General features: G+C 68.4%; 19 protein-coding genes. 12 read left to right on the forward strand and 7 right to left on the reverse strand.

What is annotated here, in order from left to right:
- Window positions 1-38: 38 nt before the first annotated feature.
- From Van01_RS02465 to Van01_RS33420, 4 genes are all read right to left on the reverse strand, one after another.
- Window positions 39-2111, reverse strand: a complete 2073-nt coding sequence (locus Van01_RS02465; RefSeq protein WP_505745406.1) for a TrbL/VirB6 family protein — start codon at window positions 2109-2111, stop codon at window positions 39-41.
- 44 nt (window positions 2112-2155) lie between these two features.
- Window positions 2156-2602, reverse strand: a complete 447-nt coding sequence (locus Van01_RS02470) for a pilin (RefSeq protein WP_203998978.1) — start codon at window positions 2600-2602, stop codon at window positions 2156-2158.
- Between the two features lie 272 nt (window positions 2603-2874).
- Window positions 2875-3699, reverse strand: a complete 825-nt coding sequence (locus tag Van01_RS02475) for a hypothetical protein (protein ID WP_203998981.1) — start codon at window positions 3697-3699, stop codon at window positions 2875-2877.
- Between the two features lie 460 nt (window positions 3700-4159).
- Complete coding sequence (locus tag Van01_RS33420; protein WP_275410233.1) at window positions 4160-4282, reverse strand: hypothetical protein; 123 nt, start codon at window positions 4280-4282, stop codon at window positions 4160-4162.
- Window positions 4283-4346: 64 nt separating this feature from the next.
- Here Van01_RS33420 and Van01_RS02480 point away from each other — a divergent pair, with 64 nt between their 5' ends.
- From Van01_RS02480 to Van01_RS33720, 6 genes are all read left to right on the forward strand, one after another.
- The gene (locus tag Van01_RS02480; RefSeq protein WP_204000481.1) at window positions 4347-5069 is read left to right on the forward strand and encodes a hypothetical protein; all 723 of its coding nucleotides are present in this window, start codon (window positions 4347-4349) and stop codon (window positions 5067-5069) included.
- Window positions 5070-5127: 58 nt separating this feature from the next.
- On the forward strand, window positions 5128-6309 hold the full coding sequence (locus Van01_RS02485; RefSeq protein WP_239098844.1) for a TRM11 family SAM-dependent methyltransferase: 1182 nt from the start codon (window positions 5128-5130) through the stop codon (window positions 6307-6309).
- Entirely contained in the window at window positions 6306-6515 is a 210-nt protein-coding gene (locus Van01_RS02490) for a helix-turn-helix transcriptional regulator (RefSeq protein WP_203998987.1), read from the forward strand. Before Van01_RS02485 ends, Van01_RS02490 begins: the two co-directional genes overlap by 4 nt.
- Before the next feature lie 3 nt (window positions 6516-6518).
- The gene (locus Van01_RS02495) at window positions 6519-7724 is read left to right on the forward strand and encodes a tyrosine-type recombinase/integrase (RefSeq protein ID WP_203998990.1); all 1206 of its coding nucleotides are present in this window, start codon (window positions 6519-6521) and stop codon (window positions 7722-7724) included.
- A gap of 1546 nt (window positions 7725-9270) precedes the next feature.
- Window positions 9271-9807, forward strand: coding sequence for a Panacea domain-containing protein (locus Van01_RS02500; protein ID WP_203998993.1), 537 nt, complete (start codon window positions 9271-9273; stop codon window positions 9805-9807).
- Window positions 9791-10201, forward strand: coding sequence for a type II toxin-antitoxin system PemK/MazF family toxin (locus tag Van01_RS33720; protein WP_203998996.1), 411 nt, complete (start codon window positions 9791-9793; stop codon window positions 10199-10201). Before Van01_RS02500 ends, Van01_RS33720 begins: the two co-directional genes overlap by 17 nt.
- 71 nt (window positions 10202-10272) lie before the next feature.
- Here the strand turns inward: Van01_RS33720 and Van01_RS02510 are convergent, their stop codons facing one another.
- The 3 genes from Van01_RS02510 to Van01_RS02520 form a co-directional block, all read right to left on the reverse strand.
- Window positions 10273-11220, reverse strand: coding sequence for an NAD-dependent epimerase/dehydratase family protein (locus Van01_RS02510; protein ID WP_203998999.1), 948 nt, complete (start codon window positions 11218-11220; stop codon window positions 10273-10275).
- A gap of 1 nt (window position 11221) precedes the next feature.
- A complete protein-coding gene (locus tag Van01_RS02515; protein WP_239098823.1) occupies window positions 11222-12709 on the reverse strand; it encodes a helix-turn-helix domain-containing protein in 1488 nt (495 codons plus the stop codon).
- A gap of 72 nt (window positions 12710-12781) precedes the next feature.
- Window positions 12782-13138 (reverse strand): helix-turn-helix domain-containing protein, encoded by a 357-nt coding sequence (locus Van01_RS02520; protein ID WP_203999002.1) that lies wholly within the window; start codon window positions 13136-13138, stop codon window positions 12782-12784.
- Window positions 13139-13778: 640 nt separating this feature from the next.
- Here Van01_RS02520 and Van01_RS02525 point away from each other — a divergent pair.
- The 6 genes from Van01_RS02525 to Van01_RS02550 all read left to right on the forward strand — a co-directional run bounded on the left by Van01_RS02525 (window position 13779) and on the right by Van01_RS02550 (window position 16435).
- Window positions 13779-14024, forward strand: a complete 246-nt coding sequence (locus Van01_RS02525; RefSeq protein ID WP_373306200.1) for a DUF6284 family protein — start codon at window positions 13779-13781, stop codon at window positions 14022-14024.
- Window positions 14024-14398, forward strand: coding sequence for an RRQRL motif-containing zinc-binding protein (locus Van01_RS02530; RefSeq protein WP_203999005.1), 375 nt, complete (start codon window positions 14024-14026; stop codon window positions 14396-14398). Before Van01_RS02525 ends, Van01_RS02530 begins: the two co-directional genes overlap by 1 nt.
- Window positions 14399-14424: 26 nt before the next feature.
- Window positions 14425-14736 carry a hypothetical protein gene (locus Van01_RS02535; protein ID WP_204000490.1) on the forward strand — a complete coding sequence of 104 codons (312 nt, stop codon included), beginning with the start codon at window positions 14425-14427 and terminating at the stop codon, window positions 14734-14736.
- On the forward strand, window positions 14733-15599 hold the full coding sequence (locus Van01_RS02540; RefSeq protein ID WP_203999008.1) for an ABC transporter permease: 867 nt from the start codon (window positions 14733-14735) through the stop codon (window positions 15597-15599). The genes Van01_RS02535 and Van01_RS02540 overlap by 4 nt, the downstream gene beginning before the upstream one ends.
- A gap of 94 nt (window positions 15600-15693) precedes the next feature.
- The gene (locus Van01_RS02545; RefSeq protein ID WP_203999011.1) at window positions 15694-16161 is read left to right on the forward strand and encodes a DUF3307 domain-containing protein; all 468 of its coding nucleotides are present in this window, start codon (window positions 15694-15696) and stop codon (window positions 16159-16161) included.
- A gap of 91 nt (window positions 16162-16252) precedes the next feature.
- Window positions 16253-16435: a hypothetical protein gene (locus tag Van01_RS02550; RefSeq protein WP_203999014.1), complete on the forward strand. Its 183-nt coding sequence runs from the start codon at window positions 16253-16255 to the stop codon at window positions 16433-16435.
- The last annotated feature ends 109 nt before the right edge of the window (window positions 16436-16544 follow it).

Raw genomic sequence — 16544 nt, forward strand, 5'->3', positions numbered from 1 at the left:
TACCCGAGCCCGCATCGGCGCCTCGTCGGTGTGGCGGTTCACGGCTGATCACCCCTCGGTGTGGACGGGCGCCGCTGCGGCGCGGACGGTCGAACCCGCCGATCCGGCGGCGGGGACGGAGGCCGTCCAGCGCGCACGGCGGACGGGTCCACCGGAGTCGCGCTGGTGGGTGCGGACGGCCACGCCAGACGAGGCGGGGACGGACGGGGTGGGGACGGTGCCGCCGACCGGCGATCGTCCGGGGACGGCTGGACGGACGGGGACTGCGCATGGGGACGGGGCGTGCCGGTCGCCGTCGCTCGCCGGGCGGCGGTGCTCGCCGCTGGTGGGGTTCGCGCGGGTGTGCCGCTGGCGGGTTGTGGGGTCGGGGTGACACGCCGCGCCGCTGTGGGCCGGGTAGCGGGCGTGGAGCCTCGTGGGGTGCCTCCCGGCGGCACCGACCCGGACCCTCGACGTCCGGTCCGAGTGCCGGTTGTGGGGGTGGCCTGGGCTGCGGAGAACACCGGTGTGACCGGGGCAGGTGGCCGGCGCGGCGCGCTCTGCGGCGCGGATGCGGTCGAGAACACCACCGCCGGTGCCGCACCGCTGCGCGCTGGTCTCGGTGTCGTCGTCCCGGTGTGGCTGAAGGCGACCCGGGCCGGTGGCGCGGCCGGGACTGGCGGGCTCGACTGGGACGGGGACGGGTGGGAGAACTGCACGGCCGGGACACCTGCGGACGGCGGGGACGGTGCCGTGGACGAGGCGGCCGGGTGGCTGAAGGTGGGCGCGGCGTTCGTCCCGGACGGCGCGGGCATCGGCGTGTGGACGGCCGGTGCGTGGCTGAACGCGGCCGGTCCCGGCGGGGACGGCGGGACCGGAGTCGGCCCCGGACGAGGCAGACGGGACGGGCGGGGCGGACGGGGGCCACCCGGCAGCGGACGGGGGCCGGACGGACGCGGTGCCGTCCGGGCGGCGGTCCGGGCGGTGCTCGCGCCGCCCAGGATGCCGGCCGCCGCGCCAATCGTTTTGATCATCAGGAAGGCGTGGACGAGTTGCCCGATCAGTCCCCGGCCGTTGCGCTGCCCGAGCGGGCCGAGGACGAACTGCCGCATCCAGCCCGGCAGTTTGATCAGCAGCCACAGCATCGTCAGGCACACCACGACGCCGAGGAGCCCGTGCCCAGTCGCCGGCACACCCATCACAGTCGGGCCGGCAGGGGTGAGGAACACCTTGATACTGGCCATCACGACGATGGCCTGGGCGATCTGCAAGCCAAGGCAGGCCAGGAAGCAGCGCCACCACAGGTGAGCCACACCCTCCGTGAGTGGACTGGCGTGGCAGATCAACGCCGCCGGGGCAACCCCGAGGAGGATGATCAGGGCGGCGAGCCGGAGCACGAAGGTGAACTCCAGGACGAGGCACATCACGATCACCACGATGACCAGCAACGCCAGCAAGAACCCCTGGCCTTGCAGGGCGTTGTCCACGACCTGCCGGATCGCCGTCGCCGCACTCGGGCCGTCGATCGTGTTACCAGCGATGGCCACGGTCAGCGCGTTGGTCAGCTCGATCGCCTTCTGCCCGAGGATCAAGCTGCAATTGGCCAGGACCACGCCGACGGCGATGCGGGGTAGCACCTGCTTGAGGCCGTACTGCGTTTGCAACGTTTCCCGAGCGGTGACCAGGAACCCTCCGGCCACGATGAACAGCACGATGATGCCGTTGGCAACGATCAGACTGGTGGTCCAGATCGCCTTCACGTGCTCGTTCACGGTGAGATCAGGGGTCGACAGCCACGATGCGCCGAGGGCTTCCATCACCGGCTGGAGGGCCTGCTCAGCAGCCCACACGACCAGGTCCACGACGGCCTTGCGGATCTGCCCGCCGACGTCGTACCAAGCCGGATCGTCATCAACTCCCTGAGACGGCGGGCCGGGAGTCGGGGCCGGGCCGGGAGCGGGTGCCGGCGTCGACGGTGACGGCTCGGCTCCCGGCGGGCGGACGCCCGGGTCGGGCACACCCGGCGTCGGTGTGCTGGGAGGACCAGGGGCCGGGCTCGGCTGCGCGAGCGCCGGCCCAGCGAACACGAGAACCAGGCCGGCGAGAAGCATGACGCCGAGCCACAGCAGCACCACCCGCCGGACAACACGGTGAGGTCGGATCGAGAGAGCGCCCATCACGCCACCCACGCGCCGACGATGGTCACGAACAGCGGCGCAAGCAGCGCGAGGCCGTAACCGATGGCGGCGGACCGCAACGCGAGCTTGGCCTTCTCGACCTCGCCGGGATCACCGTTCGCGGCCAGGTAGCGCAGGCCACCGACGGTCAGGAACAGCGTGGCGACCGCGACGAGAATGCCGACGAGCCAGGCACGGATGTTGTTGGCAACCTGTTGGATCGACTCGGCGGCCAGCACCACCGAGGCGGGCTCGGCCGCGTAGGCGGCGACGGGCACAGCGGCGAGGGCCACCAACACGGCGGCGGCACCGAGCACCACCAGCCCGAGACGGACCGTTCGAAGAACGTATCGACGCAGGCGAGGAACGATCAGCCGTCCCCGCCTGCCCGCCCCGAGGCGGCGGGACGCCGCCACCTCGGGACGCGGGACAGGACGATGGTTCATGGGATCGGGCACCTCCAAGGACGCACGCCGAGGCAGCCCCAGGCAGGGGCGCGGGGTGTGCGAATGGGCTTGGCGAAGGCGGGACCGGGCGATGCGAGGTGACCTGCGGGTGCCGACCGGCGCGGCCGTCCTCCTCACCAGACGTGGCGACGGGGCGGGAGCCGTGCGGGGTGTCAGCGCCGTCAACGGGTCCGGTCGAAAACAAGGTCACCTGCGGAAAAGTCCCGCACTAGGGGATTACAAATCCGAGCCTCGGATTGGAAAACCGCAGCTCAGTCGCGCCGCTTCCAGGCGGCGGGACCGTCGAGGACCACCGTCGCGGTGGCCTCGTTGACCACGTCGGCGTACGGGTCGGACAGGGCGCCGGACTCGATCGCGGCCCGCAGCCGGGCGACAGCGGCGGTGCGCCGCTTGTAGAGGTTCCAGCGGGGCTGGCCGGTACGTTCGGCGTAGACGGTGAGGCTGACCTCTTCCAGGTAGGTCGCGCCGATCAGCTCGGCCTCCTGCGCGGTGATGACCTCGGCGGTGACCGCGCGGGCGAGGACGAGATCCGGGTGGCCGAACGGGGCCGGCGGCACCACCGAACTTGGGGCGTGGTTCGGCGCTCCGGACGAGGCGGGCTCCAGGTCCCGCAGCTCGGTGCGGGCCTTGGAGAACGCGGCGGACAGCAGGTTTCCGACCACGCCCGGCTTGGCTACATCGACCGTGGCGAGAGCGCGTAGGAAGTGCTCAACGATGGCGGCCTGCACGTCGCCGGTGAACAGCTTGGCCAGCAGGTACGCCTTGAACCGTAGGCCCGGCAGCGCGACGCCGACCGCACCGGCACGCCACGCCGGGTCTCCGGTACGAGCACGGCCGACCAGCAGCCGCCATGCCGCGTCCCGGGCGGCGTAGCCGCAGGACGGATGCATCAGAATCGCCGACAACTCCGGCAGAGCAATGGCCCGGCGAGGCAGGCCGTGACCGAGGCTGCGGCCGTCCACCGACAGCGGGCTCGGTCCCTGCCCCATCAGCCGGAACCGGTACTCGATGTCGTTGAGCAACGTCTCGCCACGCGGTCCGACAGCCGGGCCGGTGGTAGGGGTACGACGGTCCATGGTGGTGCTCCCTCGTGATGACCGTGTGCCGTCCGGCGGGAATGCCGGTCGGCGCTGTGCCACCACGCCACCAGGGCCTTTGAACAGATCATGAACACCCGTGATCTTGTTCAAGCGGGCTCGACACGTGTTCAACCCGGCTGTCACCGATGCCGTCGATGCGTCTCGGCGGGAGTCCGCCGGCACCCTGAGTCGAAGTGTTCAATCCGTGGTCAGGCTGTTCAAAGCCCTCCGCGCCGGCCGTAGCCGCTTCGAGGTGGCCGGCTTGAACACACCTACAACAGATCCGCCTATACGGATCGAGTCGGAGGGGCCTTGACGGCCACGGAAACACCTGGGGCGATCTTGTTCAAGGCCCCGAGGCGGTGAGCCCGGTCGTGTGCAAGCAGGCGAGGATCTTGTTCAACCCGGTTGACGATCTTGTTCAACCGGTCACGGCTTCGTCGCGCTCGCCTGCCGATCAGGTGACGCCAGTGGAGAGCGTCTCGATGGCCCTGACCTGGCTGTTCAACCCGTCGATGATCTTGTTCAACCGCTCCGCGTCGGGCAGAGTGCCGAGGCCGGCGCGCGACGGGGCTTCCAATCCGGGGTCTGGATTTGTAATCCCTTAGTGTCAGCGCTTGTCGGCGGACGTGGCCCACACGCCCATGCCGAAGCCCCGCTCCACCGCCCCCGGTGACCGGCCTCAGCCGGCGCCGGTCGGGCTGCTCCTGCCCCGCACCCGCGTCCCGCGCACGTCCCGTCCAGGTGTGCCGGACTGGCACGGGCTATCCCCGAGCCATCTCGCCTACCTCATCCGCCGCTACACCCACGTCGGGGACGTGGTGCTCGACCTCGACGCGCACCCCGCCGCCATCGCGGCGACCGCCTACCTGGACCGCGTACCGGCCCGGCTGTTCACCGGTCGTCGCGGCCTGCACGTGCGGCTCCTCACGTCGGCCCCCGAACGCCGGACGCGCCACACCACGCGACGCCCCGGCCCACGTGTCGACCTGATCTTGGCGACCCTGCCGCAGGGCGCACAGGGCCTTCCCCGAGACAGCATCGCCACAGCAATGAGCACCTGGCGGCCTCTGCTCCGCCCCGGCGGTTTCCTGCTGGTCGAACTCACCGCCTCGCCGCCTCAGGCGGGCGAGGTCAGCCACCGCGCCATGGTCATCGCCGCCGCCCGCGCCGCCGGATTCTTCTACCACCAGCACATCCCCGCAGTCCTCGTCCCGCTGCCCGAGCACGAGCCGCGCACCGCCCCGGAACACCCCGACGAGGCCGACGACGGGCGGCGTCTGCTCGCCGGCCGTCACCTTTCGACGTTCCGGGATCTGGTCGTACTCGGGACCACCGCCACCGGTGAGGAGAACGCCCGTGCCTGAGCCCCGTCTGCCATTCCACCCCGGCGACCCCCGCGACTCCGCATCGCCGTACCCCAGCGTGTCCGACCTGGCGGCACTGCTCGCCGAGGGCTACCTCGGCTCGGTCTGGCTCACCGGCCAACACCCATCCCGTGACCTGCGGCGCGGCCGATACACCCCGCAGTCGTTGACCCATCCCGGCAAGATGCTGCCGACCATCCCTCGGTATGCGATCCGCACCTACACCAACCCCGGTGACGTGGTGCTCGACCCGATGGCCGGCATCGGCACCACCGTCATCGAGGCCATGCACCTCGGCCGTGATGGGGTCGGCGTCGAGTACGAAGCGGAATGGGTGGCCAAGGCAGCCGACAACATCCGCCACGCCGTCCAGGCCGGGGCGCCGGGCCGGGGCGATATCTACCACGGCGACTCGACCGCGCTGCCGTCCCTGCTGCCGGCGAATCTGCACGGGCAGGTCTCGCTGGTGATCACCTCGCCGCCGTACGGGCCGTCCACCCACGGCCACGTCCGTACCCCCGGCCCGAGGCGTGGCAAGGTCCGCAAGATCAACCACAAGTACGGCGGCACGGACAACCTCGCCTACCGCAGCCACAGCCAGCTCGCTGACGGGTTCACCGCAATCCTCGCTGGCTGCCGCCAACTCCTGCGGCCCGGCGGACACGTCGTCGTTACCGCCCGGCCCTACCGCCGCCACGGCGAACTCATCGACATCCCCGGCATGGTCGTCGCGGCCGGCATCAACGCCGGCCTCGAACTAGTCGAGGAGTGCATCGCCCTCATCTGCGGCGTCCGCGACGGCGCAATCATCCCGCGCGCCTCGTTCTTCCAGCAGAAGAACACCCGCGACGCCATCGCCACCGGCGACCCGCAATGGCTCGTCCAGCACGAAGACGTGGTGGTCCTCCGCGCCCCACTGCCGCAGGACAACCGGCACGACTCGGCAACAAGCGGATACGCCCCGGCCACTACGCAAACCGGCCACAGGCTTGATGTCTTCACCCCCGCCAACGTGGATCGACGTCCACACGCGCACACCGTTAACGCCAGCCCCGACGGCCGTGCCACCGGCACCCGGTCCCAGCCGGGCCGGGACGTTGAAAGGACACCTGATCCGTGCCCGCCCTCATTACCCCCCATCCGGGGGGACGTACGATCCGACACCGCCGCCCGGCGGCCCACCGCCCCCACCAAACCCCACCCGCAGGACGGTTCGCCCGCCACAGCAGGCCGGCGATGAGCGCCCCGCCCGCCGCCGAATGGCGGCCCGACCCGCTCTTGACCATCGATGACGTTGCGCTCTGGTTGGGCAAACCGAAGAACACCCTCTACGCCTGGCACAGCCGAGGCAAAGGACCACGCGCCATCCGCGTCGGCAACACCCTGCGCTACCGGCGCAGCGAGGTCGAACGCTGGCTCGACGCCCACACCGACCCGGAGCGCTGAGCCATGGCCCGACCCCCACTCCCAGTCGGCACCTGGGGCACCATCCGAACCGAGAAGCTCGGCCCCAACCGGTACTGCGCCCGAGCCCGATTCCGTGACTACGACGGCAAGACCCGCGACGTCGAAGCCGCCGGCACCACCGGCCCTGCCGCCATCCGAGCACTGAAGGTCGCACTTCGTGACCGCGCTGCACCGAACGACGACGAGATCACCCGCGAGACCCACGTCAGCAGACTCGCCGAACTCTGGGTCGAAGAGATCATCGCTGAGGAACGGCTCGCGCTACAGACCATTCAGCGGTACCAGACCAGCCTGCGCACACGGATCGTGCCAGCTCTCGGCAGCCTACGGATCCGCGAGGCCAGCGTCGGGCGGCTCGACAAGTTCCTACGGGATATCGCCAAGGAACACCCGTCGGCGGCCAAAGGCGCGAAAGTTGTCCTCGGCCAGATGTTTGCCCTGGCGGTACGCCGGGGTGCGCTGACGGCCAACCCGGTGCGCGAGACGGGGCGACTACGCAAGCCGCGCCGTAAGGTCGTCGCCCTTAAGGATGAGCACCTTCAGACCGTCCGTTCGGCGATCCGCGCCTGGCAGCAACCGATTCCCGGCAAGCCCGGTCCCCGGCACTCCGGAGACCTGGCCGACATCGTCGACCTGATGCTCGCCACCGGCGCCCGCATCGGTGAAATCCTCGCTCTGCGATGGGAAGACCTGGACCTCGCCGCGGAACACCCGACCTTGACTATCTGCGGCACGATCGTCTACCTCAAAGGCAAGGGCTTCTTCCGCCAGGAGTGGACGAAGTCCGACGCCGGGTTCCGAACAGTGGTCCTGCCTCGGTTCGCGGTAGGGATGCTGATGGCCCGCAAGCTCAACGCCGCCGACAACCCCCACGATGCGATCTTCGCCTCCCGGCGTGGCACGTGGCTGTCTCCGCAGAACGTACGCCGCCAGTGGCGACAAGCCCGCGCCGACACCGGCCTCGAATGGGTCACCCCGCACACGTTCCGCAAGACCGTGGCCACGCTCATCGACAAGGAGGCCGACGCCAAGAGCGCCGCCGCCCAACTCGGGCACGCCAACGAGGACGTCACCAACATGTACTACATCGCCAAGCCCGTCCTCGCACCGGACGTCTCCAACATCCTCGAACGGTTCAGCGCCGATCGGGCAGCAACTGACCCCGACCCGCCGCGACCGGCTGTCTAAACGGACCGCATAGGGATGAACCGGCGGTCCCCCGACACGTCCCACGGCCGATGCGACGGAGAATCTGGTTGCCGACCGGGTTAGTGGGGGGTTTTCGGGGGACGATTCAAGAGTCCATAGACAAAAATCAACGCCCTGACCAGCGTACTTGCTGGTCAGGGCGTTTCCTCTGGTCGGGGTGGCCGGATTCGAACCGACGACCTCTTCGTCCCGAACGACGTCCGGTCGCTCGATGAGCCTCGGGCTCCCGCAGTACGTGCACGTCAAGCCGTTGGTTTGCATCGGTCCTGACGCGACGCAGACTCCACTTCTTTCTAGATCATCTCCCAAGCCTCTCCCCGCATCCTAAGAAATCTTGCAAGCTGGAGCGTCACGTCGGATGCCATGGCCAGCCACTCTGCACGCGGCTGTGGCGCTGTACCTGTCTACGCGGCGCTCGTGGCGGCGCGGCAGAGGTACCCAGTCGACGGGGGACGTCATCATGAGCAAGTGCTGTGCAACTACTCCATTGACTGGGGCTCAGTGCCTGACTGGTTGGCCGGGATCGGCACCGTAGGCACTCTCGCATTCTTCGGTATCCAACTACGTAACGAGAAGCGCCGCCACCGTGCGGAGGAACAGCGGAGGGTGGACGAGGCGCGGGACCGAGAGGCATCTCAAGCACGCCTTGTCGCGGCACGGGCAGCGTGGGATTACGGGCCGTCCAGCGGGCACGCAGCCCGGATCACCGTGCGGAACGACTCCCCGTCCCCGATTACTGACGTGCAGGTCCAGCTCATGAGCCGAAGAGATCAACCGCCAAGCGCCGACCTGTGGGAGACCGCAGAGGGGCTACCGCAGCCAGTGATTGATGCAGGTGGATCAACCGAGTTTAGGCTGGTTCCACCCCATCAGCCTCCGGCACCCAGGGACGGCATGGACACGGCGGCTTACGACGCGCCCAGGAAACTGTTCGTTCCCTGCGTCGTGTTCACGGACGCCGCCGGCCTTCGTTGGGCCCGCACCGAGAGCGAGCAGCCACGCCGCCTTGTTGCGGACTAGGCATGCGGACCGGAAGGGGTAGACCCTCACACGGTTTCGAGGTCTGAGACCCCCGTCCGGCATCATCCGGCACCGTCCGTAACCTGCGGCTGAGCTGCATCAGGAACACCGCGAACGATCCCGTACGGCAGCGATTGAGACCGCAACTGAGACCATCACGCACCCGCGCGAGGATCGTCGCAGCGCCCCGCTCGGCGTTCCGGTGAGCCGTGTCGAGCATGAGGTCTGTGCTGTCCGGCCGTTCGGTCTCATCCCCAGCCCTCATGCGCTGAGCCGTGTCAACTGTGTTGCGGGCACGCCACCGAGCCCCCCGGGGGACCCTAGCGCGGCCGATAGAACGTGTGTTCTAATGAGTGTCTGCTTGCCTCGTGGGGAAGGTCGGGTAGAGTTGCAAGAGATGGTAGAGTCTTCGCCCCCCCTGTCGGCGTCGCGGCGAACGGTCGCGGCGTACTTGGCGGTGCTCAGACTTGCCCGCGAGCGCGGGTACATAATCACTCGGGTAAAAATGGCTAAGCTGCTCTACCTTGCGGACCTTGCCGCCGTGCGCGAAAGTGAAGATCCCGTCTCCGGAGTGGAGTGGAGATGGCTGAATCACGGCCCGTTCAACAATTCCTTGCAGTTTCTGGAAAATGAACTCGTCGACTATGGCGTGGTTCGATGCGATTCATATTTCCAGGGCTTTCAGGTGCGGCTTGTTGGCGATCTGCCGGGATACGATATGCCTGCGGAGGAAATGGCGATCCTCGAAGGGATCCTAAGGCAATTCGGAAATCTCAGTGCGGCAAGCCTGAAGGATCTGAGCTATCAGACGCCGCCAATGGCGGACGCGCAGCAGCGTGGAGCTGGCGTTGTGCTTGATCTGTCGTTGGCGCGCCCTCGTCCGAAGCTCACGGGGCTCGCGCGGAGGATGTCGGCTGTACTTCGCCAGCTTCCCGAGCAGGAGAATGATCCAGGCGTCTTCCAGGACATTGAGCGGGAGATGGGCGAGCTAGCCCAGGCGCGCCGCCGAGCGACAGGGGCATTGCTTGACGACGATCAATAGCCCCATCATTATCGGCGGCCTTTACTACGTCAAGGATTCGACTATATCTCTACCGCCGAACGATGGCCGCAACGTTCACGACGAGCGTAGGCCGGTAGTGGTCCTGAGTGGGCCTAATACGAACAGCTTTGCTGGCTGGCGTACCGTTCTGGCTGCTCCGACATCCACTTCCACCTCCCTCAAGACGAAATACTGCGTAAAGCTGGGTGCGGGAGAGGGCAACTTACCGAAGAAGTGCTGGGTGCGCGTCGTTGCGGTTCAGCCGCTCCTCAAGTCAGACCTTCAGGACCACTTGGGCGTCCTGTCGGCCGCTCGGCTTGAAGAGATACAAGCGCGCCTCTTTCAATATATGGGCTTGCACATTGAGGACTTGGACGACGTGGAACTGCCCTAAACGGTGCACCAGAGTCGCACTCGGCCGAGCTGCGCTAAGGATGCCCTCGCCGGCTGGCGAGCGCATCCTTCCTAAGCGCAACTACCAGGCCATGCCTGCCACGCATCGGCAAGAATCTCACTTAGCTTCGATCTCGCAGGGTTCCAGCCGAGGTCGGTTTGGGCGCGGTCGATGTTTGCAACCAGTTTCGGCGGCTCCGCCTTGGGCGCCCGGCGATGCACTATTACCGGGTGGCCGGTGACTTGTTCGGCGGTGGCTACCACGGTGGCCATGCTCGTTTCGATACCTGAGCCGATATTGATGGTTTGGCAGGTTCCTGGGTCACAAGCGGCCAAGGCGAGCCGGATGGCGGTTGCTGTGTCAGCCACGTGCACAAAGTCCCGCGCTGCCGACCCGTCTCCGTTGAGCGTCACGTGGTCAAGTTCCCCGGTAATTGCACGGAAGACGTTCGGAATGATCCGTGCCCGATCGGTGTCGGTGACGCCATCGACTGCACCAGCGATGTTGAAGGGGCGGACGGTCACCGCACCTATTGCTCCGGTCGCCGCGTAGGCCGTCACCATTTTCTCGGCCGCGACCTTTGACGCCGCGTACGGGCTTTCAGGGCTCGGTTCAAGGTCTTCAGACAGCACGCCGCTGTGCCGCGAGCCATAGACGATGTTGGTGGAGGCGAAGACCAGGGAGGCCGGGGCGTTGTTAGCTCGGGCTGCGTCTAGGGCCATGAGTAGGTTCAGAGTGCCGGCAGCGTTTACGTCGAAGTAACTGAGCGGTTCAGCGAAGGAGTCCCGGCCGCTGGTCAATGCGGCAAGGTGCACGACTCCTTCGTACCCGCCTTCCTGAACGAGCTGGGCGACCCGTGCGCGGTTCCGGATGTCTCCCGTCACCAGCGCGGCACCACGCGGCAGCGTGCGGTTACCCGGATCTCGGCTCATGACGGTCGCCCGGTGCCCGTTGGAAAGCAGTTCGAGCGCGACGGCGCGGCCGAGGAATCCCAGGCCGCCGGTTACCAGTACGTGCACGTCAACCTCTCCCTAGGATGGTGCGGCGGTGCTCCCAAGCGAGTTGGATGCACCCTGCCGCCGCCGGGGCCAGGCGCCCGCCGGCGGTGAGTTCGTCGATGGTGTGGCGCGTGAACGGTAGTGCCGAGGTCGGCCGTACCCGCCCTGTTTTGACCACGGTGCCCTCGGCGTTGGAGCTGACCATGTTGGCGAACAGGCGGTCATAGGTGGGGCCGTCGAACACGGCCACCGTCAGGATCTCGCCCCAGAGGGTGAGTGCATCCAATGCGACGCCAAGGCAGTAGACCCGCACGCCACCTGCGGCGTAGGCGCGATCGAACGAGGCCAGGGGCTCCGCGCTGTAGTCCGCCGGCTCACCTTCACCGCCGTGCTCGGCGTTGCCGAGGAATTCCTCGCTGTACTCCCGCATCATGTTGCGCCACAGGTCGAAGTCGGCAGCCTGAGCAGCGGGAAGGACGCTCGATGGCTGGAAGACGCCTGCGGGCATGATGTGCAGCATTCCGCCTGCTACTGCGACGTTGCCAGCGGCGCGGTTGTGCAGCACGAAGGACGCTCCGTCTTCGTCTACCCGGAGCGTGAGAGTGTCGGTTGACGGCGCGGTCGGCCGGCGACTCGGCGTAAAGGGGTCGCCCACGAGCCGCCGGAAGGCAAGGTTCCGCCAGGATGCCGGCATAACGCCGCTGCCGTCACCGGCAACGTGGTACGTGGCCATCTCGTGCGCGAGCGCTTCGGAGACATCGACCCCGCCAAAGTACGTGCCGGTCGTGAACGTGAGTGCCTGGCCGGGTTGGCTCCAGTCGACCCCGGCGAGGTGCCAGGCGAGCCGGTTCTCAAAGAGCCGGGGCTGCTCGACATCCCGCAGGGCGAGGCTGTACCGCTGGTGCCGCCGTCCGTCTGACGCCAACGGGCGTACGCCGGCTGACGCATCCTCGGTCCCGGTGACGAGTGGCGCGGTTCCCTCTGGTGCGAGTCCGATTCCGAAGCGTGCCAGCTCGATTGGAGCCTCTGCCAGCCACTCAGGCGCCGCGATTAGGCCGCTGTCGCCTACTCGCTGCTCTGGGTCGTAGAGGCGGGCTGCCTCACGCGCGAGCTGCACTCGGTAGTTGTTCAGCTTACGCCGGACGGCGCGCCATTCCTCCTGGCTGTCTTCGGCTTGCGGGTGAGATGCCGCGTCCTGATAGATCGCAAATCCTCCAGAATCGATCTCGGGACTGTCTCGTTGCTGTGGCGTAACTCGCTGCCTGGTGAGGCCGAGATCCTGCACGGAGACACCGAAGTGCTCGGCGAGAAGCTGTCGGTAGAGGGCCGATGGGAACGTGATTCCCCGCTCCCACCTGCTCACCTGGTTGGCGGTTACGGCGAGCCTCTTCCCGCGCGCTGACCCGAGGTGGTTCAGCCCATCCGCCACGTCCTGTTGAGTCTCGCCCGCTGCGTCCCGGAGGTTGTAGAGCGCGAGATTCGGAGTGGCATCTCTGGCGTGAGCAGGCACAACGGCACTCCTTTGCGGGCTTAGGCGCCGATCGACACGCCCCGTGCCTAGTCGATGCCTAGTGAATGGCGCTTACCCGGCTGACCGACGACGTTCGGATGCGCGCCCGGAACTGGTGTCCTTGTCGTCATGCCCGACATCGACCGCGATCCGTTCCACAGCATCCGCGAGCCGCCGCACCTCGGCGTGAAGCTGATCCAGCCGTGCCAACACCAGCGACGATCTGTCCGCCCGTCCGGTGTCCCCGCCACCGGTCGGCGGCATGGCGCCGGTCAGCACGGCGCGAAGGTAGTCATCTGGCCAGCCGAGAGCCTGAGAGATCGCAGCGAGCGTACGGGCCGACCGCTTGCGCGTTGCGGTGGCGTATTGCAGCTCACGCAGGGTGGCAACCGACACCTTGGACCGCTCGGCCAACTCCTGCTGGGTCATGGGCAACTCAGCCATCCGGCCGTTGACGGCGTTGGCGACAGCCTGCCAGTCCTCCACCCGATGCCTCCCTGTCTGACTGCCTGATCCACCGATCCTAGTCCCTCCCGTCGTTGACAACGCACAACTTAGGCGCTAATTTCAGCGCTGAAATCAGCTACATCCGCCGGTGGGCTACCGGGGAAGGCAGCGCTTCACGGCGCTGCGCGCCAACGAGCCACCGCGCAGCCGTTCATTGAGAACTTCACAGCAGAAGCGCCGCGTTTGATCTGGCTTGCGGTATTCCCGCCTTGAGCCTCACGGACGGCCGACCCCTGTAGATCCAGGGCGAGCGGGCCGAGCGGGCTGGATCTTGGCGCGCGGTACGTCTTCTGCCTCTTCGTGCTTGCCCCGGGGTGGGGTGCCTGCGCTGGTCTGGCGCGGTACCTCACCCCGGCTTTCCCGCCTTGATTCCCCGCCTGTGGAGGTGAGCCGTCATGACCGTGAGTGTCTTCGCTGCCGTTCGCGTGACCACCAAGAACAGCGCCGTTTGGCGTACCTGCGACCGGTGCAAGCGTCTCGCCCCACTGGCTCCCGATGAGCGTCACTGCCGGTCGTGCCTGCCGGTGGTGGGCTCTCGCCGTTCTGGAAGGAACCGACAGAAGTGATCACCGACCGCGCCGCCACTGTCGCCCCGACCGCCGCTGACCTGGCCGCGATCGACGGTGAGTGGCCGCTGATCGCCGCCGACCTTGACGTGCTCGACGCGGAGATCACGCTGATCTACGCCGAGGATCACGGCGGCCCGACCGCCCTGGATTGGCGCCGGCTGCGGCGGGCCGAGTCCCGGGTGACGCGGGCCGCCGCCGACCTGGCCACCCGTACCGCCGGCCCGGACCGCGCGGCCTGATGTCTCGCGTTCGCGCCGCCTACTTCGATCCGGACGGGGCACGGTTCGGGATCCCGACGTTCTGGTGGCGTGGTGCCCCGCCGGGTTACGCCACCCGCCGTCAACTCCGTGCCGCCGGGCTGCGGCCCGCCGGTCAGCCGGTGGCCGCGCAGGTTCTGTGGCGCGGTGTCGGCGGTATCCGGACGGCGTACCTGTACCGGGTGGATCTGGCCCGGCCGAAGCGCACCGCCACCCCCGCCCAACGACGGGCCATCGCTGCCGCGCTGACCGCCCGCCGCACGTGCCGTGTCTGCGGTGTGGTGCGGCCCTACTACATCCCGCGTTCGCTCGGCGAATGCGTCGACTGCGCCTACCCCGAAGGAGAGTCCCCGTGAGCACCCGTAAGAGTCGCCGCGCCGTCATGGCGGAGTTGCTGTTGCTGGCCGACCCGAAGCACATCCACACCCACGGCGATGGTGTGTCGCTGGCGTTCGACTTCGACCGCATCGCCGAGCTGCGGTCGTGGCTGCACCTGGCCGGACTGAACGACCCGGACATGCTGACCGCCGAGCGCACCGGCACCACCGACGACGGCCGTCCCTACGAGTCGATGCACGCCTACCCGACGTGGCACGGGTGGGAGATCTACGCCTACGCCAAGGAGTACACCACCGGCCCGGACCTCGACCCGGCCACCGTCGACCGGCTCTCCGCGCTGGCGGTGGCCGGATGACCGCCCCCACGATCAACGGCAGCGCCTTCCCGCGCGGCGTGGACGACCTGATGCCGGCCGCGCGGCAGGTACCGGTTCGTGATGGCGAGATGGTGCCGTCGCGCCGCCGGCTGATGGCCGGATTGAAGGTCGGTGCCGACAAGGCCACCGCGATCCGTGACCGGCTGATCAGCGAGGCCGAGACGAACGCCAAGAACGAGGCTTACCGGGACCTGTTGGCCCAGGAAGCCGCCGCGCGTGCGCTGCGTCCGGTCGCGGATGACACCGCGCCCGAGTCGACCGGCAGCCCGCACCCGTCCGAGCCGGCAGGCCGGCAGACCGGCGCAACGTCGGAGCAGGTCCGGGTAGCCGAAGACGCGGATGCCACCGACCCGGCACCGCAGCCCACCCACGCCGGTCACCCGGACACGGCCACCCCGCCCGCGTCGGCGGCGCCGGTCCGGTCAGCGGCGGTATGGCCGGTGGTGCTGCTGGCGCTGCCGGCGTTCATCGCGATCTGGTCCGGGTGGGTCGGGCTCGGGGAACTCACCGGGTTCGGGGTGGTGCACCCGCTGCCCGGCATCGCGGACGGGTTCTCCATCAACACCGCGATCACCCTGCCGATCGGCGTCGAAACGTACGGCGCGTACGCGCTGTACGTGTGGCTGTCCGGCCGCGTACCCGAGCGGGCACGCCGGTTCGCCAAGTGGTCCGCCATCGCGTCGCTACTGGTCGGCGCGCTCGGCCAGGTCGCCTATCACCTGCTTGTCGCAGCCGGGGTCACCTCGGCCCCGTGGTGGATCACCACCGCCGTTTCCTGCCTGCCCGTCGCGGTGCTCGGTATGGGCGCCGCCCTGGCCCACCTCGTGCGTTCGCACGACTGATTTCGCCCGGCGGCACAGCCCCTGTGGCCTGGAAACCCGTGCTGTGCCGCCGGTCTCACCCCCTCAGCCGAATCGACCTCGGGAGTTGCCTCTCATGTTCGCAGACCCGACCGGCGTGCACGCGGCCACGTTCGCCGCCGTGTTCGTCGCTCTCTACGTCGCCCATCAGGTCGGTGACCATTGGGTGCAGACCCAGCGTCAGGCCGACTGCAAGGGCCAGCCCGGCTGGCCCGGCCGTATCGCCTGCGTCGCGCACGTCGTCACCTACACCGCCACGGCGCTGCTGGCGCTGCTGTTCCTGACCGCCGGTACCGGGCTGCGTCTCGACCCGTCCGGCGTCGCCGTGGGACTCGGCATCTCGGCCGTGACGCACTACATCGCTGACCGGCGTACGCCGTTGCGGTGGATCGCTGACCGTACCGGGGCGGGCCGCTTCTACCGGCTCGGCGTGCCCCGGCCGGGCCACGACGACAACCCGTCGTTGGGTACCGGCGCGTACGCGTTGGATCAGAGCTGGCACATCGGGTGGCTGTTCATCGCGGCGCTGTTCTGCGCGGTCTGACCGCCCCTATCGGGCACCCCAACTTCCCGGTGGTGCCCGTGTGGGGGCAGTCAGACCCGCTGACCGTCCGTAACCCGGAGGGAGGCCCCGCGTGGGCCGCAAGTTCCTGTTCAGCGAAGACGCCAACGGCCGGTCTCGTGAGATCAAGGTCGATCCGAAGCACCTCGACCGGCAGATCCGCGATGAGCGGGCCGCCGGCCGTACCCCGACCGTCCTCGACGAAGACGAGCGGATCCGCTACGGGCTGCTCTCGCAGCAGCTCAAGGGCCGCTGATCAGCAGCGGCACCAACGTTCACCCCGGCGGCACAGCCCAACGGCCTACGAAACCTGTGCTGTGCCGCCGGTCCCTTTCCCGCAACCCGCAAGAGGTCTTGGGAGGACC

It is taken from the genome of Micromonospora andamanensis (assembly GCF_016863495.1).
Classification (GTDB): domain Bacteria; phylum Actinomycetota; class Actinomycetes; order Mycobacteriales; family Micromonosporaceae; genus Micromonospora; species Micromonospora andamanensis.